Source organism: Dysgonomonas sp. 511 (genome assembly GCF_010501105.1).
In the GTDB taxonomy this organism is placed as follows: domain Bacteria; phylum Bacteroidota; class Bacteroidia; order Bacteroidales; family Dysgonomonadaceae; genus Dysgonomonas.
The window spans coordinates 24,542-43,650 of record NZ_QVMQ01000023.1; the positions used below are offsets into that span (position 1 = coordinate 24,542).

General features: G+C 40.9%; 15 protein-coding genes, 1 tRNA gene and 1 rRNA gene. 13 read left to right on the forward strand and 4 right to left on the reverse strand.

The window, feature by feature from the left end:
• Positions 1 to 28: 28 nt before the first annotated feature.
• The 8 genes from frr to D0T57_RS11435 all read left to right on the forward strand — a co-directional run bounded on the left by frr (position 29) and on the right by D0T57_RS11435 (position 8,370).
• Positions 29 to 592, forward strand: coding sequence for a ribosome recycling factor (gene frr, locus D0T57_RS11400; protein ID WP_163273621.1), 564 nt, complete (start codon positions 29 to 31; stop codon positions 590 to 592).
• A gap of 85 nt (positions 593 to 677) precedes the next feature.
• Positions 678 to 1,604, forward strand: a complete 927-nt coding sequence (rsgA, locus tag D0T57_RS11405) for a ribosome small subunit-dependent GTPase A (RefSeq protein WP_163273622.1) — start codon at positions 678 to 680, stop codon at positions 1,602 to 1,604.
• A complete protein-coding gene (locus D0T57_RS11410; protein ID WP_163273623.1) occupies positions 1,585 to 1,980 on the forward strand; it encodes a DUF2809 domain-containing protein in 396 nt (131 codons plus the stop codon). Before rsgA ends, D0T57_RS11410 begins: the two co-directional genes overlap by 20 nt.
• Before the next feature lie 117 nt (positions 1,981 to 2,097).
• Positions 2,098 to 3,522 (forward strand): cardiolipin synthase, encoded by a 1,425-nt coding sequence (gene cls / locus D0T57_RS11415; protein WP_163273624.1) that lies wholly within the window; start codon positions 2,098 to 2,100, stop codon positions 3,520 to 3,522.
• A gap of 21 nt (positions 3,523 to 3,543) precedes the next feature.
• Positions 3,544 to 4,740, forward strand: a complete 1,197-nt coding sequence (locus tag D0T57_RS11420) for a peroxiredoxin (RefSeq protein WP_163273625.1) — start codon at positions 3,544 to 3,546, stop codon at positions 4,738 to 4,740.
• Positions 4,741 to 4,899: 159 nt separating this feature from the next.
• Positions 4,900 to 6,054 carry a GDP-mannose 4,6-dehydratase gene (gene gmd / locus D0T57_RS11425; protein WP_163273626.1) on the forward strand — a complete coding sequence of 385 codons (1,155 nt, stop codon included), beginning with the start codon at positions 4,900 to 4,902 and terminating at the stop codon, positions 6,052 to 6,054.
• A gap of 21 nt (positions 6,055 to 6,075) precedes the next feature.
• The gene (locus D0T57_RS11430; protein ID WP_368666924.1) at positions 6,076 to 7,173 is read left to right on the forward strand and encodes a GDP-L-fucose synthase family protein; all 1,098 of its coding nucleotides are present in this window, start codon (positions 6,076 to 6,078) and stop codon (positions 7,171 to 7,173) included.
• Between the two features lie 39 nt (positions 7,174 to 7,212).
• Entirely contained in the window at positions 7,213 to 8,370 is a 1,158-nt protein-coding gene (locus tag D0T57_RS11435; RefSeq protein WP_163273628.1) for an OmpA family protein, read from the forward strand.
• A gap of 136 nt (positions 8,371 to 8,506) precedes the next feature.
• Here the strand turns inward: D0T57_RS11435 and D0T57_RS11440 are convergent.
• Positions 8,507 to 8,579, reverse strand: a tRNA-Gly gene (locus tag D0T57_RS11440).
• 407 nt (positions 8,580 to 8,986) lie between these two features.
• Between D0T57_RS11440 and D0T57_RS11445 the strand changes: the two genes are divergently transcribed.
• The 4 genes from D0T57_RS11445 (at position 8,987) to D0T57_RS11460 (ending at position 15,432) form a co-directional block, all read left to right on the forward strand.
• Positions 8,987 to 9,517: an amidohydrolase family protein gene (locus tag D0T57_RS11445; protein ID WP_255490580.1), complete on the forward strand. Its 531-nt coding sequence runs from the start codon at positions 8,987 to 8,989 to the stop codon at positions 9,515 to 9,517.
• An 826-nt stretch (positions 9,518 to 10,343) separates the two neighbouring features.
• Entirely contained in the window at positions 10,344 to 11,867 is a 1,524-nt protein-coding gene (locus tag D0T57_RS11450; RefSeq protein WP_163273629.1) for a leucine-rich repeat domain-containing protein, read from the forward strand.
• Positions 11,868 to 12,212: 345 nt separating this feature from the next.
• On the forward strand, positions 12,213 to 13,205 hold the full coding sequence (locus D0T57_RS11455; protein ID WP_163273630.1) for a leucine-rich repeat domain-containing protein: 993 nt from the start codon (positions 12,213 to 12,215) through the stop codon (positions 13,203 to 13,205).
• Positions 13,206 to 13,386: 181 nt separating this feature from the next.
• On the forward strand, positions 13,387 to 15,432 hold the full coding sequence (locus D0T57_RS11460) for a hypothetical protein (protein ID WP_163273631.1): 2,046 nt from the start codon (positions 13,387 to 13,389) through the stop codon (positions 15,430 to 15,432).
• 377 nt (positions 15,433 to 15,809) lie between these two features.
• Here D0T57_RS11460 and D0T57_RS11465 read toward each other — a convergent pair whose 3' ends face one another.
• From D0T57_RS11465 to D0T57_RS11475, 3 genes are all read right to left on the reverse strand, one after another.
• Positions 15,810 to 16,343, reverse strand: a complete 534-nt coding sequence (locus D0T57_RS11465; protein WP_163273632.1) for a hypothetical protein — start codon at positions 16,341 to 16,343, stop codon at positions 15,810 to 15,812.
• Positions 16,344 to 16,347: 4 nt separating this feature from the next.
• Positions 16,348 to 17,310, reverse strand: coding sequence for a tRNA epoxyqueuosine(34) reductase QueG (queG, locus tag D0T57_RS11470; protein WP_163273633.1), 963 nt, complete (start codon positions 17,308 to 17,310; stop codon positions 16,348 to 16,350).
• Between the two features lie 126 nt (positions 17,311 to 17,436).
• Positions 17,437 to 17,994, reverse strand: a complete 558-nt coding sequence (locus D0T57_RS11475; RefSeq protein WP_163273634.1) for a hypothetical protein — start codon at positions 17,992 to 17,994, stop codon at positions 17,437 to 17,439.
• 636 nt (positions 17,995 to 18,630) lie between these two features.
• Between D0T57_RS11475 and D0T57_RS11480 the strand changes: the two genes are divergently transcribed.
• Positions 18,631 to 19,109, forward strand: a 23S ribosomal RNA gene (locus D0T57_RS11480); the annotation flags it as partial.

The following is a 19,109-nucleotide window of genomic DNA, read 5'->3' on the forward strand; positions in this document are numbered from 1 at the left end:
GAAAATTAATAACTAAAAATATATAAACATGGCAGTAGACCTGAAACAGATCGAACAGAAAGCGGAACAGAAAATGCAGTCTTCCGTTGAATTTTTAGACGAAACATTGGCGCACATCCGTGCAGGGAAAGCAAATCCCCGTATATTAGACGGTATCAAACTCGACTATTACGGCTCGATTACACCCCTTAGCGGAGTAGCTTCTATCAATACGCCCGATGCAAGGACAATCATTGTTCAGCCTTGGGAAAAGCAAATGTTGAAAGATATCGAGAAGGCTATACTCAATTCGGATGTCGGTATCACTCCCGACAACAATGGCGAGGTTATCCGCCTTACCATCCCTCCTTTGACCGAAGAAAGGCGTAAGCAACTGGTTAAACAGGCTAAACAGGAAGCCGAAGAAGCCAAAGTAAGTATCCGTAACGCACGCCGCGATGCGATAGATACCATCAAAAAATCGGTAAAAGAAGGCGTTGCTGAGGATGTAGCCAAAGATGCCGAAAACGATATGCAAAAACTTCATGACAAGTATATCAAAAAAATAGACGAAGTATTTGCAATAAAAGAAAAAGAAATATTGACAGTATAACAATTAATTAATATGATAATTAGCAGATTAGCAAATTGTTTAATCATTCGCTAATTTATACATTCGCTAATCTGCTAATTGATATATGAACGGTCTTGTAATAAAAAACACCGGTAGCTGGTATCTCGTACGTACCAATGACGGGCGCGATATAGAATGTAAGATAAAAGGGAACTTCCGGCTCAAGGGCATACGGAGCACCAATCCTATCGCGGTTGGCGACAAGGTTGTTATTGTCGAAAACCAGGAAGGAACAGCCCTTATTACAGAAATAGAAGACCGGAGGAATTACATTATACGCCGGTCGCCCAACTTGTCGAAACAGTCGCATATACTTGCCGCTAATATCGACTTGTGTTTCCTCATTGTCACCATAAACCATCCGGTGACATCGACAGTCTTTATCGACCGCTTTTTGGCTGCTGCCGAAGCATACCGCGTACCTGTAAACCTGATATTCAACAAGACGGATATATACACCCCCGACGAAACGGAATATATGGATGCCCTTGCCGATATGTACGAATATATAGGTTACCCGTCTATAAAAATATCAGCCCTGCAAAACCAAGGGATACATACCCTGCAAGAAAAGATAAAAGGCAAAATAACGCTTTTCTCAGGACATTCGGGAGTAGGCAAGTCGACTCTTATCAATACCCTGATTCCCGAAGCAAGCCTCAAAACAGGGGCTATTTCCGGTTATCATGGAAAGGGAATGCACACGACAACCTTCTCGGAAATGATAGAACTGCCACAAGGGGGATTTATCATCGATACGCCGGGCATCAAAGGTTTTGGGACTGTGGCAATGGAAAAGGAGGAGATCTATCATTACTTCCCCGATATTTTTAAATTCTCAGAAGAGTGCCGTTTCAACAACTGCCTGCATCTCAACGAGCCGGGATGTGCCGTTATAGAAGCTGTAGAGAAGCATTATATAAGCGAAAGCCGCTACAAATCGTACCTTAGCATGATGGAAGAGGAAACAGATGAAAAATACAGAAAATAGCACAACAACATTTCTCCGGTTTCACAAAGCATCATTCTTTATCTTTTTATTCATACTGGGCATAGAAATTCTTATAGCCCTATTTGTAAAAGACAGCATCATACGTCCCTACGGCGGTGATGTGTTGGTGGTAATGCTGATGTATTGCTTTTTCAAGTCATTTGTTGATATTAAACCACTTTATCTGGCAATAGCCGTCACTGTATTTGCCTACCTGGTAGAAGTAGGTCAATATTTCAATTTGGTGGAGATGCTCAATCTGCAAGACAACCGGGTGATGAGTACGATAATAGGCTCCTCATTTAGCTGGGGCGATATGCTATGTTATACAATAGGCGGTATCATCTGTTATCTTATCGACAGAAAGAGATCATAAAAAAATAAACCTTGACACTTTTATCAGCGGCACAAGCCAAATTTCAACCTATATAAATTTATTTACTATCTTTGAACCTGTATTGTTTACAGGCGTTTATATCAATAGATAAAAATAATGGAAACAGCCAGCAATGTCATCCTTATTTTTCAGATATTATATGTAGCAACAGCATTGGGAACAATGATTGTCATCATATCTGAAAACAGGAATCCCCTGAAAACTATTTCATGGGTACTCGTGCTGTTGCTATTACCACTCGTGGGGCTTATCATCTATTACTTCTTCGGCGAAGATGGCCGCAAACAACGCCTGATATCGCACAAAATGCACAAAAGGCTCAACCGGCATTCCATAGCCCGGAAAGAATTGTTGGAGACTCTCAGCCCTCCCCCCGAATACAAAGGATTGGTAAACCTGCTGAACCGGATGAAGGCTTCCCCATTGTACGGAGGCAGCAAGGTTACGTTTTATTCCGATGGTGCAAGCAAATTCGACGCTTTATGCGAAGAACTCGAAAAAGCACAAAAACATATCCACATACAATACTATATATTTCTGTCCGATGAAACCGGTCACCGGATAAGGGATATCCTTGTAAGAAAAGCGGCAGAGGGACTGGAGGTACGTTTTATATACGACGATGTGGGGTCGTGGAAAGCCAAGCGGAAATTTTTTGAGGATATGGAAAAACATGGCATTTTGGTGCAGCCGTTTCTCAAAGTTGCGTTTAAGATACTGACCAGCCGGGTGAATTACCGCAACCACAGGAAAGTGGTGGTTATAGACGGAAAGGTAGGATTCGTAGGAGGAATGAATATAGCCGACAGGTATATATATGGTATCAAGCACGGCATATGGCGCGATAGCCATATCAAAGTAGAAGGAAAAGCTGTAGCAGGATTGCAAACAGCATTCCTTATAGACTGGTATTCGTCGCGGAGGGAATTTCTGGCATCCGATTCATATTATCCGCCACTCGAAAGCAAAGGCGACAATCTGATGCAGATAGTAACCAGCGGCCCGGTCGGGCAATTCAAAGACATACATCTGGGAATACTACATGCCATATCCAACGCCAAGGAATGTATTTATATACAAACTCCGTATTTTATACCAACCGATTCGCTGATGCTCGCCATACAAATGGCATCGATGCGTGGGGTAGATGTCAGGTTGATGATTCCCCGTCATTCCGATACCACATTTGTACATATAGCCTCCATGTCGTTTCTCAAAGAAATACTTGATGTAAAAGTTAGCGTTTACTTTTTCGAAGCCGGTTTCCTGCATTCCAAATTGATGGTGATAGATAATTCGCTGACTATTACCGGCTCGGCAAATATGGATGTGCGTAGTTTCGAACACAATTTCGAAATAGACGCTTTCATTTACAATGCAGAGACTTGCAGGCGAGCTAAAGAAATATTTTTCGGAGACATGAACCAATCTACACAACTAACCATTGAGGAATGGGAGAAACGCTCGCATATAGAAAAATTCAAGGAGTCTGTAACGAGGCTGTTTTCCCCGTTGTTATAATGTAAAACATAAGTATAAATAATGAAAAAAATATTGCTATTGATAGCATTGTTAAGTGCTGCAACTGTTTTCGCAAAGGCGCAAACAATAAATATCTACCTGCCGGACGAGGCAAACCGGGAATACGTTTTCATTCTGAATAAGGGAATAGACCAAGACACCATACAAAAAGGACATATCCCCTTCGCCGGAAACATTACTATACAAATCCCTGAAAAGGAAAAAGGTTATGTAGGCATGGGCTCTCTGCAAATAAAAGACAGATCGGCAATAAACCTCATCGTAAACCATGAGGATTTTAGTATGAAAATAGGAGATGACAAAAAATATCAATTCGATAATTCGAAAGAAAACGAGTCTCTGTATTCGATTATGCAATCAGGAACAGCTCCTCCTCAAGACTCCACGCTTTATGCTGCACACTTTGTCGAATTTATACGTTATATTCAGGATTTGAACAAGACTGTTTATCAAGGAGGAACACTGATGCAGAAAGCCAGTGTACGTACCTATGCAATAAACAGACTCGATGTAGACCGCCTATATACCAGCGGAATATGGTATTATATTATAGATGGGTTGATGAGATTGAGTGCAGACCAGGAGCAAACAGGCGATTTGATGGTGAAAGTGCTTAAAAGAGTAAAATCGCAGGAAGTATTTGAACATTTGGCGAATAATCTTGTTCTAATAACCGACCAATTCGGTTGGGATGATGCATTCGATGTCATCATCTCCTATCTTCAGGAATCGGGAAGGATACAGCATCCGCAAGGACAGATGTATATAGCATTTGCTCAGGCAAAGGTAAAAAAAGGACAGCCCGTACCTCCGTTAGAAGGACTAAAACCGTCATTAACAGAATCGAAAGCAAACAAGACGCTCCTTATATTCAATAGTTCCGATTGCTATAACTGCCATGTACAATTAGGAGAATTAATAAAAAATTACGATAAATTAAACCAAATGGGTATTCGTGTAGTCTCAATATCATCGGATCTCAATGAAGAGGACTATGAAATAGCTAAAGCCGGGTTTCCGTGGGCCGAAAACGATAAGCTGTGTGATTTTGAGGGGTTTGCAGGTGCGAATTTTGTGAACTATGGCATAATGGGGACTCCAACTTTCTTTTTGTTAGATGAAGATGGAAAAATGATAAAACGCTATGCTTTATTTTCCAGTATAGATTTCACCGGGGATGTAAGTAGTGTTGAATAGAAAAATCCCTATTTTAAAGGTAAAGTCGTTTGATTTAGTTAAAAAAAACATATCTTTGCAGTTTATAATATTCTGTTTTGGAAACCGGGTTTAATAACAAAAGCTAGTAAGGGTATATATAGAAGCAAGAGCTGAGATAGACAAATTATTTAATTTTATATGAGTAAAAAGGTTGCACTCATTACAGGTGTTACTGGTCAAGATGGAGCATATCTGGCTGAGTATTTAATAAAAAAAGGTTATATAGTGCATGGTCTGAAAAGAAGATCGTCATTATTTAACACAGACAGGATAGACCATCTGTATCAAGATCCGCACGATGAAAATCGGAATATGATTCTTCATTATGGCGATATGACCGATAGTATGAACCTTACCCGTATTATAGGTGACGTTCAGCCCGACGAGATTTACAATCTTGCGGCAATGAGCCATGTGAAAGTGAGTTTTGATACACCAGAATATACTGCCAATGCCGACGGGATAGGGACTCTTAGGGTACTCGAAGCCGTACGCCTGCTAAACCTTACTCAAAAAACACGGATATACCAAGCTTCCACATCAGAACTTTACGGGCTCGTACAGGAAATACCACAAAAGGAAACAACACCCTTTTATCCAAGAAGCCCATATGCTGTAGCTAAGCTATATGCCTATTGGATAACAGTCAATTACAGGGAAGCGTATGGGATGCATGCTAGCAATGGAATACTGTTCAATCACGAATCTCCGTTAAGAGGCGAAACTTTTGTGACGAGAAAGGTGACCCGTGCCGTAGCACGTATTGCGCTCAACTTGCAGGAAAAAGTATATATGGGCAACCTTTCCAGTAAGAGAGACTGGGGGCACGCAAAAGACTATATAAAGGCTATGTACCTTATCCTTCAGCAAGACGAACCTGACGATTATGTTATTTCCACAGGAGTAACTACAACAATACGCGATTTCATTAAAATGTCGTTTTCTGAAGTTGGCGTCGAAGTAGAATTCAGAGGTTCCGACGAAAAAGAAGAAGGCTATATAGTGAGTGTAAACGATGAAGTGTTTGCAAAAACAGTAGGGGAAGCACATCTTCCGGCTTTCAAAAAAAGGATTGGAAATGTTGTAGTAGGTGTAGATCCGGCTTACTTCCGTCCTACAGAAGTAGACATACTGATAGGCGACAACACAAAAGCCCGTACCAAACTGGGATGGGAACCGACATACGACCTAAAAGCTCTTTGTCAAGACATGGTGCTGCATGACATTGAGGTTATGAAAAGAGAGGAATTTCTCAAAAATGGGGGATATCGTATAATGAACTATTTTGAATAGAGGGGAAGGATATATTCCATGATAGATAAGAATGCAAAAATATATATAGCAGGTCACAAGGGATTAGTAGGTTCGGCTATTTTGAAAAATCTGAAAAGTAAAGGATATACAAACTTTATTTTGAAGACGCACGCCGAACTAGATCTTACTAACCAGAGTGCCGTTGCTGACTTTTTTGCACAAGAAAAGCCTGAATATGTATTTCTTGCCGCCGCCAAGGTTGGGGGTATCGTAGCAAATAATACGTATAGGGGGCAATTTATTTACGAAAATTTGATGATACAAAACAATGTTATTCATCAATCGTTTGTAAATAACGTTAAGAAATTAGTATTTTTGGGGAGTTCTTGTATTTATCCTAAAGAAGCCCCGCAGCCAATGGCTGAAAACGCTTTGCTTACAGGGCCTTTAGAATACACAAACGAACCATATGCCATTGCAAAAATAGCAGGGCTGAAAATGTGCGAAAGCTATAATCTCCAGTATGGTACAAATTTTATAGCGGTAATGCCGACTAATTTGTACGGGCCGAATGATAATTTCAATCTGGAAACATCGCATGTTTTGCCGGCGATGATCCGTAAAATACACTTAGGCAAATGCCTTGAAGACGGAGACTGGGACACTATATGCAAAGATTTGGATTTCAGACCTATTGAGGGTGTCTCTGGCAAAAATACAGAAAAAGAGATTCTTGACATAATAGGCAAATACGGAATAAGGAGGAAAGACGGAGCTGTTCAGGTCGAATTATGGGGTTCGGGTAAGCCTATGAGAGAGTTTCTCTGGAGCGAGGAAATGGGCGATGCCACTGTATTTATAATGGAATCGGTAAACTTTTTCGACCTTATTAATGTTATAGAAAGTAAAGAAAAGCGAAATACTCACATAAATATAGGTACAGGAGTTGAAATATCTATAAAAGAGGTAGCGAATTTGATTAGAACCAATGTTGGTTTTTCAGGAGAATTATGGTTTAATACCCAGAAACCTGACGGAACCATGCGTAAATTGTCAGATGTAACAAAATTACATTCTTTAGGCTGGAAACATCAGGTTGAAATAGATGAAGGCTTAAGCAGGATGTATGCTTGGTACAAAAAATACAGGATAGAATAAATAATAAATAGTGTTTAATTATAATTAAAAAGATTGATTATGAAAAAAGTAAGTTTACTTTTAGTTTTAGTTTTTGCGGCTATTACTATGTCTGCTCAAGAGAGCGGATTCAGCTCAAAAGCAGGCCGTAAAGCAACTTTTGCAAGAAATGGTTTTTGGGATAACTGGTTTATCGGTGCCGGTGCCGGTGCAAATATTTATTTCGGAGAAAACGATAATGATGCTAAATTCATGAGCCGTCCGACTGTAGCTCCGATGCTTCAATTCGGTAAATGGTTCAACCCATATTTGGGAGGTCGTTTCAAATTCTCAGGAGGTTCTCTTCACTCATTCAGCCAAGATGCTGAGGTAATGACTCACCAAAAATATGCAGGTGGTGAATTTGATTTCATGTGGAATGTTTCTGACTACCTATTGAAATACAACTCTAAGCGTGTATATAGCTTTATTCCTTATGTAGGTTTGGGTATGCTTTATGGTTGGGATTATGAAAATGCTTTGGAAATAGATCATCCGAAAGATATCAAAACTTTGACATTGAATGCTGGTATCATCAATAGATTCAGATTCTCTAACAGAGTAGCATTGGCTATCGAATTTTCTGCAACTACAGCAAGAACTCATTTCGAAAAAGAAGCTCACGGACGTTCTTACGACCTGATCGGTAACGCTTCTGCCAGTTTGATCTTCAACCTAGGTAGCAAAACTGATTTCTCTGAAGCATTGTTGATGGATCAAGGTCTTATCGACGACTTGAACAGCCAAATCAACAAACTTCGTCAAGAAAACGCAAGATTGGCTCAACGTCCGGAAAGCTGCCCAGAGTGTAAGCAAGAAACCAAGATTGTTAAAGAAATCGTTAAAGAAGGTGGTTCTTTTGTTTCTAACGTAGTATTCTTCCGTCTTGGAAGCGCTAACATCGACAAAAACCAAGAAGTTAGCATCTTCAATACTGCTAAATATCTACAAGACAATCCTGACGCTAAAGTTAAGATCGTAGGTTTTGCAGACAGAAAAACAGGAAATCCTACTATCAACATGAAACTTTCTGAAAAACGTGCTAAAAATGTTGCTAATGCGTTGATCAACAAATACAACATCAATAGCAACCGCGTAACTGTAGAATGGAAAGGTGATACTGAGCAACCATATGCAGAAAACGCATGGAACCGTGTTGCTATTTTCTTTACTGAATAATATCGAAAGTAACAGAATAAGAGAAGAGAGGGTGAGCATTCATCCTCTCTTTTTGTTTTAATCAATTGGGTTTGAAATATAAAAAGCCTTCCAAACTATTGTTTGAAAGGCTTTGTCCTTTGTTTTTTTAAACCAGAGCGAAAGACGGGATTCGAACCCGCGACCCCGACCTTGGCAAGGTCGTGCTCTACCAACTGAGCTACTTTCGCATTCTTGTATTACTCGAAGAACCTCTAATATTAACTCTATTAACGTCCGTTCTCCTTTATCGAGTGCAAATGTAATAAATCTTTTTTTGTTTTCACAAAAGAATCGATATTATTTACAGGGCAACCCCTTAGTTTGTGAAAAGAAATACTAGCAATATTAAATTCTTACTTTTGTTGTGTTAAAGTAAAGGAATTAATAGGCGTCAAAAGTGACTAATGGGCAAATTAAGTTTGAGGCTAATGATGCGAATCAGACCATTGAGAGTCAACCAATATATTGATAAGAGGTGCATTCTTATTGGTAATATTAGTAACTGTTTAAGTTTTATTGGGATTCTTTTTTTGAGTTCTTATTTCGAAAAAAGGAACACCCGAACACCAATCCGCAGACCACCACATTAGACCTGTTGCATCAAAAAATTGAACTGGGGACAGAAAAATCATTTGCCAACTACTCCTTCTATCTGGGTGCTACCAACGACAATATTGCCGAACTAAGGAAAGCCGACCCAAAGCAAATACCCGGTGTAAAAGTCTTTATGGGTTCGTCTACAGGAAATATGCTGGTAGACGATAAGAAAGTGCTGCAAGCCATATTTGCCGAGGTGGATATGCTTATGATGCTCGAACTCGCTTGCAGGGGAGAGATAACAAAAGAACCGATAGTAGCCAAGATGTGCCATGCCCCGGCCAGCCTGTTTGATGTGCATAAACGCGGCTATATCCGCAAAGGGTATTTTGCCGACCTTGTATTGGTAAACCCAAATAAGCCATATACTATTTCACACGATAATATTCTCTACAAATGTAAATGGTCGCCATTGGAGGGCGAAACCATGTCGACTACAATAGGGAAGACTTTCCTCTACGGAAAGATAGCTTTCGAAAACGGTATAGTGAACGATGTCGGAGGCGAAATGTTGGAATTTGACAGGTAGCATCTTCTCATTCCTATACCCATATTGTTAAAAAAGAAGACAAAGTGCTGTTTATCTCCGCAAAGTTTTTATCTTTGCACACATATATGTATAATAGAATCAGGATCGGAAATGCCAATCATAAATAATTATAGTCGCTTCAACGTTGATTTTTCACATGTTTTATGTGGAGAATCTCTGCTTTATGTGTCTAATAATTTGATGGTTAACGCTAATTTGCTAGAGAGAGATGAGTATCGGATAAACTTACTTTTCCATAGCATAGGCATTGCCTCTTCTTGTTACAGAAATACCCTTAATTTAAGAAAAACTGTTTATAAAAACAAGCACTATATAAATATTTTGGCTAAATATTTATATAGTGTTTTTTTGTGTCTGCATATCTCAACTACCAAAACGACAAAACTTCCCGCCTTTGCGCGGCTTTTTATAACTAAACAACTCATTTATATTTATTGGCTTATCTCATTGTCTTATTGGCCTGCTACACCTCTGTATAACTACTGTTTGTTTTATGATTTACACTACCGTTTGGGAAAACTGTATGTAGGTTTTGTATCTGTGTACAGGCCTTTTTTAAGACCGATAAGCCATTATTCATTGAGAAATATACTCTATTCAGCATATATAATATAATTTTAAAACAACTCAAATAACACAATCTGATGAAATCAACCTACACAAAACGAAGTAAATGGAATCTGTCTCCCTTACTGGCCTTGCTAATCAGGGGGCGATCAGGGATATGTTTTTACTCTTTTTTCTGTGCGTTGCAAGAAAGATGATTAATTATTGATTTGGCATAAACTTACAAAATATAAATAAGATGAAACTAAAACTTACTTTCATACTCACATTCATCCTTTTATCTGTTGCCTCAATGCAGGCGCAGACAACAATAGGATCGGACAGCAAGCCCGAAGAAGGCGCCCTGTTGCAACTACAGCATACCTCCAATACCAAAGGTATGATGCTGCCCCGTGTAAAAATATTAAAGATCACAGCCACCGGCGGCGACCTGCGAGAGACCGTAGACGATGCCAATGCCATCCCCGGCGACCCCTGGGATCTGGATGCACACAAAGGACTGATGGTATACTGCATGGAGCCACCCCTTTGTTACTCTCAGGGAGTATATGTATGGATGGGCGACCGATGGGAAGGTGTGCCCTCTTCCAAGTATGGTGGCACAAACGGAAGCTATGCGTCAGACAAGGCTGCCCTTGACCAGTTTATAGCAGATAATAGTGAACTTGGAAGTATATGGCCAAATTGGACAACTAATAATAACTCAACGCCATCATTATACGAAGTGAAAAGAGGTACCAAACCTGTCTCGCAGGCCGAATGGGAGGCCGACGGAAAAGAGGGTGAAAGAAGAAGCCGGACACGATATTCTACTTATGCCGGTAGTGGTAGTATGCCGGAGCTTATAACAATTGAAGAAAAATGGACAGTGATATGTGGCGAGTGGCGATTGACAGGGCTGAGGGTTAGCCACAAGCTGATTACAAAAACAAGCCAGATAAAAAACATGTATGCATTACAAGTGTTAGCTCTACCTGCTAACCCACTTACGGATCTGGATGTTTCAACCCTTAAAGATTTAGAATCTATCAACCTCTACGGATGCTATAAGTTGAAAACCCTTACTTTGGGAAATCTTCCGAAGTTGGAAACTATAAGAATAAGTGGTAACGGTGAAAAAGATTATGGTTTCGATCCTGTTGATATTGATCACGCTGGCGACCCAGCCCAGGTTGTATATCAGGGGACATATCAAAATATACTTGCAAAAGGAGAGCTGTCTACAATAGATGTATCGGGTTGTCCAGCCTTGGCTACATTAACTTTAATCAATCAACCTATTGCCCACTTGGATCTCTCAAAAAATACTAAATTAGAAATTTTGAATATGAATTATACTTCTTCTACTTCTGTGGGGCCGTTTACAGGATTTGTTTTTCCTTTGAGCAATAACCCTGAGTTGAAAGATCTTGATCTATCAAGACAGTCGTTATCTTCGATAGATGTATCAGGTTGCCCAAAGTTGAGTTCTCTTATTTGTAGGGACAATGCTTCTCTAACAAGTATAACAGTTTCAACAATACCTTCCATTAAAACATTCACTGCGTCGTATTGTAACCTTTCTACACTGTCTCTTGGAGCGCAGGCTCAAACTATAACAGATCTGAATATAAACTATAACAAACTTACACAGATTGTGATAAATAACCTGTGTAAGGAGTTTAAAGATGCTGGTCAGTGTGATCGTTGGAATGGGTTTACCACAAACAACATAATTAAGCAAAATGGCAGCACCCTCAGTAAGCCAACTTGTACACCCTGAGTTCTTTGTGTTTTGTAATCCCGAAGAAAATCTTATAAGGATCTTCACTCCGAAAAAGATAAACGGATTACCAATTAGGGCAAACGCATCAAAGATATGAGCAATTTTGTCTGCCGTAGAGGCGAATAGAGATTCGCCCGAAAGTAAAAACTAATATCGAGGGTGTGTCATAAGTCAAAAGCACTATCAATATATTACCCTCTTTGTCATCCTGAGTGTAACGAAGGATCTCGACTCTCCCTAAAAGAGATCCTTCACTCCGTTCGGGATGACAAAAAGAAAGTGAGAATTACTTTTGACAATCCTTAATATGTATAACTAGATAGTAATTAAATAATTAAGCATATGAACAACAAAATAACCAAAGGCGTCTTATTGTTTCTTGCAGGCATATCCCTGTCGGTTGGCCTGCAAGGGCAGGTGACGATAGGTAGCGACCTGCCACCCGAGCAAGGCGCATTGCTCCAGCTCAAAGACGGCGACGCATATAGCAATGGCGAAACAGCCCGCGGAGCATTGGGGCTGCCCCGTGTGAGTATAAAATCTATGACTATCCAGGGCGCAAGTAACAATCTGGCAACAACCATCGATGGCACCTCCGGCTCCGATGTCTGGAACAAAGACCAGTACATCGGCCTGATGGTCTACAACCTGAATGCTACGGAGCTAAAAAATACCGGCGATGCCGGCGACTGTGTAAGAGGCGATGCCAATACCATAGCGCCGGTATATGTATGGACGGGGACCGAATGGTTTCCTCTGAAGCCTGAGGCATACGATGGAGCCGAAAACGACGACAAAACAGCCATAAAAGAGTTTTTAGCCGCCAATAAGATGCTGGCAGAGAACGAAATCCTCGACGAATGGTGGGAAGAGGAAGATGACCCCTGTTTTGCAGGTACGAAAGTGAAGCGTCTGGTAAAAATAGTTCTTTCCGGCAAAGACATTACTTCTTTTGCCGGGCTTGATAAGCTGACCAGCCTGAAAGAAATCGACCTGAGTAACAACTGGCTTACGGAAGTGAAAACAGAGCGACTGAAAGCCTTGGAGAAGCTAAACCTGAGCGGCAACCAGATCGGCAGCATCTATCTGATGAACAATACAAAGCTAACTACACTAAACCTGAATACTAACAAGTTGAAATCGATAAATATATCGAAAAACGACCTGTTGACAAGCTTTGATGTTTCGAATAACAACCTGAGTCAGGATGCGCTCGACAGAATAAGAGACGATGTGAAAGCGCAGAATCGCTGTGGCGCTTATGCCAGTGCCAGTTTCGTGCTGATCCCTCAGAATATAGGAGGTGGTACCAGTAAGCCAACTTGTACACCCTGAGTTCTTTGTGTTTTGTAATCCCGAAGAAAATCTTATAAGGATTTTTCAATCCGAAAAAAACGGATTACAACCGACGGTCAGCGAAACGCAGTGTAGCTAAATCCTTATAGGAAACCGCAGGAGATTACAAATCCCCTGCAATGAGCATAACTAACTTACTCGTAACTAAACAACAACAATAATGAACCACAAACAACTAACCTATATCCTTGGCCTTATACTCATTGCCCTCTTCGGCAGTGACGCCCTACAGGCACAGGTAACCATAGGCAGTGGTGCCCGGCCTTTATCCGGCGCCCTGCTACAACTGAAGGAGAACGAAAGCGAAGGATCGAATGCCTACCGCGGGCTACTTCTTCCGCGTGTGAGGCTGGTATCGCGGGCTACTTCAGAAGTCTATATTGCCGGCGCGGGTGATAACAGTTCTCAGGAGATGTTTTCGACCGGCAGTGGCGAGGCACACAACGGCTTCACAGTATTCAACATAACCGAAAACCCTGCAAAAAATCTTTGCGGTGGCGTATATACCTGGACCAAGGGATCGTGGCTGCGCTTGCAGGAGCCTTGCGAATATGTCTGTCCGGCTACCATACTCAATGTCACAGCTCCCCCTTCCATCTGTGGAGCCACAGAGGTATCTATGACGGCAACAACGCTGGGTGCAGACTATATCTACTGGTACGAAAACGAATACAGCGATACCCCGCTCCATACTACAAAAGGCTATGTCAGTCGTTTTACTTACAACGCTGGTCAGGAAATAACAGACGACCTGATCCTTTACGTATCGGCATACAGCGAAACAGAAGGCTGCGAATCGCTTCGCCAGCCGGTTTATATCCATGCCTACCGCAACAATCCGTACGATGCTATTACAGTGACCGCCGATAAAAGTAAAATCTGCAGGAATGGAGAAGTGGTAACATTCACGGTTACCGGGGTCTTACCCGATCTTGCCGCTGATACTGACAATAACTATAGCCTCATTTGGTACAGGCAGATAGCCGGCAACGCCCCGGAAGAGTTCATCCCCGATGTAACAACATTCAGCAAAACCGGAGATGAGATAACCCGCTGGACAAGCGAGATGAAAGGCTGGGAAACAGACCTAGCCTCGGTGGTGGCTACCTCGGCCAAATACTTTGTCCGGCTGGAGGATAAGAGGGCTTGTAATGTAACCGAATCGAATAGAGTGTCGGTGGATGTGGATCAAGGTTATGCGCCCCGTATTATTCTGCGCGATTGTCATATAGCGCCTCTGGGAACTTATGTTGAGTTCTTTAATCCATATTATTATCTTCCGGATACGGATCTGGACGGCAAGGTGCTAAATTGGTTTTATGCCGATGGTACCCCCGTACCAAAGAACTGTACTGTCGGAGATCTAAGTGGATACAATTCGGAGACCAACAAAAGTAGCCGGAAACTCTTTTTTACACGCGAGAGCTCTTTCACAGATGATAATAATCTGATTAGTACTGTGGTTGAGAACGGTAGAGTCACTACTTTCTATGCAGAGCCGGTAACCTCCTCCTCAGGATGTAGTAGTGCCGGCAGGGTGAAATTTGAGTTAACGCATCTTAAAATACCGCATGACAAACAGCCAATTTATACTAAATCTTCAGTCGGAAGAGTTAATCAATCGACTCGTAAATACTACCCTCAGGATGAGCCCTCGATTGGTATTGAATTGACTGATATCAGCCTTGTCAATATAGATAGAAGCTGGATATGGACAGTCAGTGGCGACGATCTTGGCAATATGCCGGTATCGCCTAAAGAAGGTGCATTATATTTCCCCGGTTTTATACCTACCCAGCCGGGGAAAGCGCGCTTCCATTTTACCTCTGTATGCGAGGAGTGCGCAAGACCTATAGATTTCATTGTCCATGTTTTTGATAATATAGAGACCACAGGAGGTGCCAAAACTCAGGAGCTCTGTCCGGGGGCTTCGATGGTTCCGGTAACGCTCACTTCTACCAAGTATAAGATAGCGGTAGAAAGAGAGAATTGGCACGAAGATGGTATAACAGGAGCTAACTTCAAAAGTATAACTGTGGCTGGTGATGGTACAACCAGTGTAACCATAAGTGGCAAAGCACCTGAGTTTACCGGAAAGAACAGGATGGGATCTTCTACAATCACCCTCAGAGTAATAAATGACGAGGGTCTAGCTGAAGCCTCCGAAACGATTACAATAAGGTGGGGTGATTATATATGCCCTTAAACGAAGAATAAGATTGGTTATATATAGGGGAGAGGGTTGGCCTGTGGGTCAACTCTCTCTTTGTTTTTTGTTAAAAAAGAGGACAAAGTGCTGTTTATCACTGTTTGTTTTATGATTTGCACTACCGTTTGGGAAAACCGTATGTAAGTTCTGTAGAGAAAAAAAATCTACCCGTTAAAATACTCCAGTTCGGCAAGGGCAACTTTCTCCGCGCCTTTGTAGACTGGATGTTAGATACGACAATAGAAGAAGATGCTTAAAAAATATCTCCCCCCCAGACCTGGCAAAAAGAAACAACCCTCGCGGTCAAAGCAAAACGTAAAATGGAAAGGTGGTCTGAACAACGCTCAGAGGTTTGCTCAACTTAGTAGCTTTTACTAATAAAATATGCGATATTCGTTTTCATTCAGCCTCTCTACATAATATGGTTTCAAGAATTTCGCATCTTTTTCCGCAGGGCCGCTCAAAGGCCTTCCCGTGCCGTCGAGCAGCGAAAAGGTAGAACCACATTCCGGACAACGCCCCGATACTTCGTTCGTTGGCACTATCCTGATGTTTTGGCGGGCTTCGTTGGGGCAACACAGGTCGAATGCTGCAAAAGGCTTATCCCCTAATATACCTATATTTACAACCAATAAACCCGAATAACCAACGAGCGAAGAAGCTGTACGTTCGGCAATGTATGACTTCGCAACGGTTACTCCTCTTATTAGTTTATCATATGCTTCCTTATCTTTCGATTTGATATATATACCTATATTCCCTCCCGAATTGAGGTGAGTATCAAGACCGGTTGCAGGGTTGATAATAAAGTTGACAGGAGCGTCGGGGATATTGTGTTTAGACTCCTCTTTGCCACACGATACCAGTAATATAGCAGCCGCTATTATATATTTGAGAGATCTTTTCATAATATTATAGAACGTTGTTATTGCCAGTATTATTATTTCTGTACTGTTTTAAAGTTTCCAAATTCCTTTTCAATCCACTATATTTCGCTCTTTTTACGGCCGAACCTTTAAAGATTGCTCTATATTCGTCTTCCGTCATTTCCTCCATCCTCTCCAACGATAAATCGAAGAAGGGAGTAGCAGGCGTAAAAGCTTCGGTGCTGTTAGGGCGTGCATATCTATTCCATGGGCAAGCCAATTGGCATATATCGCACCCATATACACAATTGACTAATTTCCCGGCAACCTTTTCATCTATTACCCCTTTGTTTTCTATTGTTTGATACGATATACATCTATTAGCGTCTATTACTCCGGGCGAAACGATTGCCCTTGTTGGGCATCTGTCTATACAGCGCGTACAATTGCCGCACGACAATCTTATAGGAGAATCGTATTCCAGTTCTTTGTTTATAAGCAATTCGCCAAGAAAGTAGAATGAGCCTCTTTTCGGTATTATCAGCATAGAGTTTTTTCCTATAAAGCCAATGCCCGACTTCTTTGCCCAATATCGCTCCAGCAGTGGGGCTGTATCTACAAAAGCGCGGCCTTCAATCGTACCATCAATAGATTTCAGTTTGTTGAGTAATGAATACAGCATCTCATTCATTACATCGTGGTAGTCTTTACCGTAAGCATAATATGCAAATTGAGGATGGTTGCTATCCTGTTTTATTTTAGGGTAATAATTAAGGGCAACGCAAACTACCGACCGACAACCATCCACCAGCAGGGTAGGGGCGAGGCGTTTTTCTTCGTTGCGTGCCATATAATCCATGTCTGCATGATACGAGTTGGCAAGCCATTCGGTATAGCGTCTACTGTTTGTTTCGTCTACAGTTTCTGCTTTGCCGATGCCGCAAACATCAAAACCCGTTTCCAGAGCCAGTTTTTTTATCTGTGCTGATGTAATTATATCTGTCTGCATACTTTTTATAGTCTGTCTAAATTTTTATAGCAGCCACTTTTATATAAGATAAGGCGCAAAAATGAGCATAAAAAAACTGCTTAGAGCCAATAAGAAAAAAATTCCATTAAAATTTAAGCAAGCTCTTTAATATTGTTTTACTCTCTTTGTTCCTATATAGTCGTAAACGGAAGGATCGGCATAAACCTCTAGCCCTGTCTCCTTGTTCCTGTAGGCTACAAAGTCGTGGTCTTTTAGCCAGCCGTTTTCTATGTAGGTATGTATATTGTGTCCTAATATATATAATTGGCCTTTCTTCGGTTTGGCTATCCACTTATCGTCGAGTTTGTATTTCTTAAACAAATAATTTGCCACGGCCGCGTTGAAAGCTGCATACCCAATACAGTTAGTTCCTCCATTTTCAAATACACTATATGGCTCGTAGTCTTTGTGCTTTGTCGAAAATTCTAAACAACCAGATGTAATGTCGAGCGATAGATTTATAATGTCGTCGGCATCCGGGCTTGTCAGATTTTCTTTGGCTATGAAGTCCTCGATGTGGCCGGTTAGTTTTCCGTTAGTTATAACATAAGATTTCCGGTCGGCCATGTCTTTATACTCGACTATATTATAGTATAAGCCAGCCCTGAAAACAAAGCCTGCAATAAAAAGTAATATTATTGCTATACAGATCTTTTTCTTCATATGATGATTTCCACAAAAATAACATCTAAATTCTGAAAAAAGTCTTTAATGGATTTGATTTATTCAAATTTAAGGTAGGCTTTTATGAAAAAGCGAAAGTATGTGGTCGAGAAATGGGATAGGCAGACTAATGAAAATTATGTTTATCCCGAAATAATGGAGTAAAGAAATAGTAGAAGTTGGTATCGAAGATCGCTATATTAAGTTCTTGTTTCGGCCTACTGCCCTCTATTTGTGTAATAATTGATATTTTTAAAACTCTATAAAACAATTAAGTACGAAATAAGTTCAAAATATCGTGGGGGAAAATTTGGAGAATAAATAAAAAGCGTTACCTTTGCATCCGCATTCGAAAAGAGATTCGGTGATTTATAAAGAAAATATTAAAGGAGCAACAGAGGTTTTTTTAATACCTGGTGTTATCAAAAACGGTTCGAATCCGTTATTCTCCACAAAAGTAAAAAAGAGATTAAAAACGAACAATAAAAGCATTTTTAATTTTTCATTTTTAATTTTTCATTTACAAAAGATCTTTGACATGATGTAAACAAAAGAGCAAGTAAAGAAAAGGTAAAAACTTTTCAAACCCACTAGCGTTTGATGGTGTAAACTGTCGCAAAACGCTATGAAAGAAAAAAGAAAGTAAATAAGGGCACATGGGGGATGCCTAGGCTCTCAGAGGCTATGAAGGACGTGATAAGCTGCGAAAAGTTAGGGGGAGGAGCAAATATCCCTTGATCCCTAAATCTCCGAATGGGGCAACCCGGTAGAAGAAGATTCTATCATCATGCAATGCATGAAGCTAACCAGGGGAACTGAAACATCTAAGTACCCTGAGGAAAAGAAAACAAAAGTGATTCCCGAAGTAGTGGCGAGCGAACCGGGACTAGCCCAAACCATCATTGTTTAGGCAATGCTGGGGTTGTAGGACTGCGTTGTGGCAAGAAGATAAGGAAGTAGAATGTTTTGGAACAAACAATCAGAGAGGGTGATAATCCCGTATACGACTCTTTATAGAAGCCTAGCAGACTCCTGAGTAGAGCGGGACACGAGAAATCCTGTTTGAATCCACGGGGACCATCCCGTAAGGCTAAATACTCCTGAGAGACCGATAG

What these genes read in the sequence shown, in the direction of transcription:
- frr (WP_163273621.1), top strand. Translation starts at nt 29, where the DNA reads ATGGCAGTAGACCTGAAACAGATCGAACAGAAAGCGGAACAGAAAATG.
- D0T57_RS11465 (WP_163273632.1), bottom strand. Translation starts at nt 16,343, where the DNA reads ATGAAAAGATCTCTCAAATATATAATAGCGGCTGCTATATTACTGGTA.
- D0T57_RS11475 (WP_163273634.1), bottom strand. Translation starts at nt 17,994, where the DNA reads ATGAAGAAAAAGATCTGTATAGCAATAATATTACTTTTTATTGCAGGC.
- D0T57_RS11435 (WP_163273628.1), top strand. Translation starts at nt 7,213, where the DNA reads ATGAAAAAAGTAAGTTTACTTTTAGTTTTAGTTTTTGCGGCTATTACT.
- rsgA (WP_163273622.1), top strand. Translation starts at nt 678, where the DNA reads ATGAACGGTCTTGTAATAAAAAACACCGGTAGCTGGTATCTCGTACGT.
- D0T57_RS11420 (WP_163273625.1), top strand. Translation starts at nt 3,544, where the DNA reads ATGAAAAAAATATTGCTATTGATAGCATTGTTAAGTGCTGCAACTGTT.
- D0T57_RS11450 (WP_163273629.1), top strand. Translation starts at nt 10,344, where the DNA reads ATGAAACTAAAACTTACTTTCATACTCACATTCATCCTTTTATCTGTT.
- gmd (WP_163273626.1), top strand. Translation starts at nt 4,900, where the DNA reads ATGAGTAAAAAGGTTGCACTCATTACAGGTGTTACTGGTCAAGATGGA.
- D0T57_RS11410 (WP_163273623.1), top strand. Translation starts at nt 1,585, where the DNA reads ATGAAAAATACAGAAAATAGCACAACAACATTTCTCCGGTTTCACAAA.
- queG (WP_163273633.1), bottom strand. Translation starts at nt 17,310, where the DNA reads ATGCAGACAGATATAATTACATCAGCACAGATAAAAAAACTGGCTCTG.
- D0T57_RS11455 (WP_163273630.1), top strand. Translation starts at nt 12,213, where the DNA reads ATGAACAACAAAATAACCAAAGGCGTCTTATTGTTTCTTGCAGGCATA.
- cls (WP_163273624.1), top strand. Translation starts at nt 2,098, where the DNA reads ATGGAAACAGCCAGCAATGTCATCCTTATTTTTCAGATATTATATGTA.
- D0T57_RS11460 (WP_163273631.1), top strand. Translation starts at nt 13,387, where the DNA reads ATGAACCACAAACAACTAACCTATATCCTTGGCCTTATACTCATTGCC.